Source organism: Pseudomonadota bacterium (assembly GCA_022361155.1).
Classification (GTDB): domain Bacteria; phylum Myxococcota_A; class Polyangia; order Polyangiales; family JAKSBK01; genus JAKSBK01.
In genome coordinates, this window is the sequence record JAKSBK010000229.1 from 1 (window position 1) to 4,187 (window position 4,187).

At 59.4% G+C, this 4,187-nt stretch carries 2 protein-coding genes; one reads left to right on the plus strand and one right to left on the minus strand.

Going from position 1 to position 4,187, the window contains the following annotated elements; all coding sequences use genetic code 11:
• Positions 1–1,759: 1,759 nt before the first annotated feature.
• Positions 1,760–2,116 (minus strand): hypothetical protein, encoded by a 357-nt coding sequence (locus MJD61_08760; GenBank protein ID MCG8555362.1) that lies wholly within the window; start codon positions 2,114–2,116, stop codon positions 1,760–1,762.
• 1,720 nt (positions 2,117–3,836) lie between these two features.
• Here MJD61_08760 and MJD61_08765 point away from each other — a divergent pair.
• A partial coding sequence (locus tag MJD61_08765; GenBank protein ID MCG8555363.1) for a TonB-dependent receptor plug domain-containing protein occupies positions 3,837–4,187 on the plus strand: 351 nt, incomplete at its 3' end.

Below are 4,187 nucleotides of genomic sequence, written 5' to 3' on the forward strand. Positions count from 1 at the left end.
AATGAGTGCGAACCTGACCCCGACGCCAAGACGTCGAAACGCTGAAAGCACCATTTCTTCGACCAGCCTCCTGTGCCCCGGCAACGTTAGGCCGGATTCAAAGCACGTATCGATGGGTGAGTCGCGACTCCTGTGCCGTCCCTCTCGGCTGGCGCCCACTTCTCGTATTGCCGACTGCGCACCGCGCTGCCGGAGGGGACCGCTGCATGTACTTGACACCGGCCGCTCTATCGAGGGTCGGGTCGGGTATGCCGGGCGCAGGTCGGGCCGGCCGGCCGGCGGTGCTCACCCTCACGCTCCCTGCAGGAACCGCTAATCGGTTCGGGGCGCGGCATCTCTCGAAGGTTGCGAGCCGGCGTCCATGGCTGGAGCAGGGTACGTGGGAGGTGGAGGCCACGGTACAAGGCATGGCCCGCACTGACAGAACCTGAATTCTCCTGGGTCCACGGCAGGACCGGGCTCCCAACAGGTCGAAGGTGGCCGGCAGTCCGCGTCGGTCTTGCATGGCATGCGGCACAGTTTATTGTGGCAGCGAGCCCCCCCCCCTCCGCAGTCCCGATCAGTGCTGCAGTTCGCGGTAACGTAGCCATCCGGATACACATCACCAGCCCCCAGGCACCAACGCACGCCGGGCGCAAGCGAAGAAGGGTCCACGGTGTGGTTCGGATAATCCTCCCGGCGGCAGGCGCCTCCGATATCGCTTGCTGACGCATCGATACGACCCGAGTCCCCCATCGAGCACGCATCGATCGAGAGCGAGTCCCCCGAGTCTACCTGCTCTACTCCCGAGCACGGAAGCACATCTTCTTGGCACGAAGTCATCCCCACCAGCGATGCGATCGCCACAACGCCGCCCTGCACGGCCGTAGCTGATCGAGTCATTCTCGGACGGACCCTATAGTACATGCGAAACTCCCTGGCCTTGCTGCCCTCAGGTTCGCGACTCCCGTTTCCTGCCTACGTCTGACATGTCCTAGACCTAGACCGCAAGACCAAGCATCCTCTGAAGTATAGCGCATGGACTCGCGAAGTGGCACTCCGCCATCGACAGGCGGGTCAGAGCAACCGGGCCTTCGGCGCCTGGGGCCTGCCCGACTCCCGCGTCCAGTACCCGGTCTTGCTTGCGTCACTCTTCGTGCCAGGGGTGCAATGTGCCACGCGGGACGCGCGCTTCCTCGCCAGCTCGTTCAGTCGCGGTGAAAGGCCTTTTCTATGCACTCGACACACTGGCAAAAGCGTACCCGGTCCGACTGGCCGCCCGTGCAGACGCTGCCACTAGCACAGTCGCTGTCCGCACTGCAGGACTTTCGGCAAAGACCACCTTTGCTGCAAAGAGCGCCGTCCGGGCAGTTCGCATCCGAGCGACACGTAGCCGTCATATAACCGTCCGGATACGGAACGCCAGCCAGGCAGTATTTGGTGCCCTTGGGAAGCTGCTTGGTGCTCGCTATTACGCCACTCCTTCTTGGAACGACAAACTGTGGCTTCCCGGTACGGGCTCTCGCCTCATCGGCAGCCTCTTCCGTAGTCAGCTGTGGGCGTATCCAGCCATCCTTTTGCGGATCACACGGCTCTCCGATTTTTGGATCATCAGCTCTTTCTGTGAGTTGCGCCCGCGCCACACCAACCAAGCCCATATTCTGTTCCTGTTTCTCCCTACTCGAGCATCCCGAAAGGACCGCCAGAACAATCACAGCAAAACCGGTCATTCTTGTTTCCATCATTAGCCTCCACTGTTTCCACTTTACGGCTAGGTTCCCTACGGTTCAATACCCTGACCCCGCACTCGGTACAAAGGGGCATCCATATCTCCCCAGAAATAGAACATGGTATCCCCGTCTGCTACTATGCCATCGTAGTCTCCCCAGTATACCGGGATCAGGGGGCCATTAAACGTATTCCCCTCACCCACGAATACGCCGCTCCAGTTCGCTCCGGCGTCGGTACTTCGCCAGCTCACAGGACACAGCCCTTTGCCACCTTTGTTTGATGTCAAGCACTCATGCTGGGTCATGACATGCACGGTACTGGAGCTTCCTCCCTCGCTTCTGGCGAACGCGACCTCTGGATGGGCGTTCGTCTGGCAGCCGGTGACCAGCTCATAAGACCAGGTCACGCCCAGATCGGTACTCCGATAGATACGCGTTTCCTGTTTGCTCGAGCAACTGCCCGAACCAGCGCTTTGAAACGTGATCACAGCAGTCGGGCTCGAGTCATTGCGATCACTTACGTCAATCCGAGATACTGGCATCGAAGAGCGTCGATTTCCGTCAGCGATTCCGGCCAGCGTGAGCGGATAGGGGAGGTAATCGTCCACCTCAAAAGCGCTGCCGCCCCATATTTGTGTAACCATATTGAATCTAACGAACTTCATCTTCCTGTCGGTAACGTTGGCGTATGTTATCCATAATTCGTTTCCCACGGCTACAGCGCGTGGATAAGCGAGGTGGACTGAAGTCGGTTCCACTGTTGTTGGAAGTTCGCTTACATTTGAAATCAAGCTACATATTGGTCCACCAGGCGTTGTGGTTGGGTTGCCTAGATTAGCGACGACGACACGGTTAGAATCGATGGTTGGTGACAGTCGCCACGCTACGACCCACATGTGACTGCTGTTAGGCCGGTCAACTAGCTGGGGATAATCAATTCCTGGGATAAAGCCAAGACCGCTTGTAGGAGAATAGGTGCAGGTTTGCCAGGTCGGAGGGGTACTTCCGCAGTCGGTTGGCGTCACGGGACATGGATTCTCGGAAAACTCGAGAAAAAGCGTGTCGTTGGGGCGAATGGTAGGAGAACCGGAATCCCCCATGGTCAGCCTTATAAACTCATTGGTTCCGTTCCAGTCGACGGCGGCTGTGGGGTCCAGACCAAAGGTGCTGCTCGAATACGTACAGGATCTGTTGTATCGGTCAACGAAGCACCTATACGTAGAATTCGTGTTCGCATGCACGACGGTCTGAAAGACTTGGGGATTGCTCTCGGTCGCCCACCGGGCACCGGCCGGTTCCGCAAAGTTCTGCTGGCCAGAAAGGACATCCAGCACGGGCGTCGAAAGCGCCGCAGTCGTGGCGGCGGTCGCGACTAGGGCGACCGCGGCAAGGCAAACAAGAATCACAAGACTCTTCGGATGCGGGTTCATCAAACTTCCTCCTTGAGCTAGGTGCTAGAGGTTGGACCAAGATAGAGAAGGCGCTACCAGGTAGCGTGGGGAGGTAAGGAGTCACACCTACAGCTTGCGACTCGTCGTCGTCGGGCTTGCGACTCGTCGTCGTCGGGCTTGACGCAGCCCAGCACATTGGCGCTCATGAGCGCCAGCACTACGGATAACTTATGCGGAACCATTCTCATGTGGAACCTCCCATATTGTCAGGCATCTACGCCCACTTGCAGCGCTGAGTTACTGGAGGAGGCGGCTCGCTCACCGGAGAAGCGTCACGCCTCGCCGAGCTAGTGTATTCAGGTATGCCTCCGGCGGCCGTGCGCCACCCTTCTGACACTGATGGGATACCCGGGGATACCCCAGGGGGGGTGTACGAAAGCCAGTCTGTTTCGATGCGGCGTCATACGTAACCTCTCCAATTGTCGATAAGTTTCCACATCGATTTCGCGTGAGCCTTTTTCCGATGCCGAGCGCGGACGGGATGCGAACAGGATTCCGCCGCAAGCAAGGCGATACTGCCGCTGCCGAAGCCACCGGACTCGACCCCTCGGGGTGTGAAATTTCGTTCCCACCCCCAGGGGCCGTGGCTGGAGGACTCGAAACGATTGAGAATGCGCCCATGAGGCGCTTTGGAGCAACACCGTGCGTCCACGTGCTCCGGCTCCACGGTAGCACCGTGTGCGGAAGGCGCGTCAGAGCTAAGCTCTCCGCGTGCTGGCTGGTCCTGGCGACGTGGCTGGTCATCTCGGACGGCGTGCGGGCACAGTCCTATGAAGCCGTGGCGACAACTGGCCATCGAGTGGGAGATTCGTTTCGCAACAAGGTGGGAGTTGGTCGGCGCGAGGCCGAAGAATCGGCCTCCGGTACGGTGGGCGAAATCTTGGAGCGGGCCCCCGGCGTGCTCGTGCAACGCACCTCGAGTTCTTCGGGAGCGCCCATCGTTCGAGGACTCACCGGCCACCGTGTTCTGCTCATGCTCGACGGCATGCGTCTGAATGATGCCCTCATGAGAGTAGGCGGAAACGCG